The sequence below is a fragment of the Aurantimonas sp. C2-5-R2 genome, assembly GCF_036549495.1.
Taxonomy (GTDB): Bacteria; Pseudomonadota; Alphaproteobacteria; order Rhizobiales; family Rhizobiaceae; genus Aurantimonas; species Aurantimonas coralicida_A.
The window spans coordinates 1-587 of record NZ_JAZHLJ010000283.1; the positions used below are offsets into that span (position 1 = coordinate 1).

Annotated in this window: 1 protein-coding gene; it reads right to left on the bottom strand. The window is 60.6% G+C overall.

Going from position 1 to position 587, the window contains the following annotated elements; translation table 11 throughout:
- Positions 1–116 precede the first annotated feature (116 nt).
- On the bottom strand, positions 117–404 hold the full coding sequence (locus tag VQ044_RS25540; protein WP_327650480.1) for a hypothetical protein: 288 nt from the start codon (positions 402–404) through the stop codon (positions 117–119).
- Positions 405–587: the final 183 nt, after the last annotated feature.

Consider the following 587-nt stretch of genomic DNA (forward strand, 5'->3'; position numbering starts at 1 on the left):
CCAGGACATCGGCGGCTCCTTTCGCAAAGGCCGACATCCGAATCCATTTCAGCTCAAAGCGATACGCCAAATCCCAAATGCGATTCCCCTGTCCGGTCCGCGGTCTCTGCCGGAGCTCATTGCAACAGCAGCGAGTCGCCGAAAAGCGCTCGGGAAAGACTGTCCGCGCGGTCGCCGGCCTCCCACGCCAGCTTCTTCAACGATTCAGCTGCTTCATCGCCGGCAATTGCAGCCGCATTCCCGAGATGATCCGACAGCCGCCGTTCGAGGACGTCGAGGCTCCAATTCTCGTTGCCGGCGGAAGATGCCGCCCGTTGCGCGTGGAACGCACGCCTTCGTTCGTGCCACAGCGTCGCGACGTGACCAAGCTCTTCCCTGCCCACCTGCTCCGCCGCCTCCCGCAATTTGTCCGAAGGCGCGAGCGCCGCGACATAGGTCCAGAAAACGAAAGCGCGTTCCTCTTCTCGCTCGCATGCGCAGTCTTTTTTTCACGTGATTATAGAGCGACGATTGGGATGAGCGGCAGCGTCAATTACGATAAGCGCCTGCGGTCGAGGTCGAAGGTTTCCTAATTGTCGCGCGAGGTC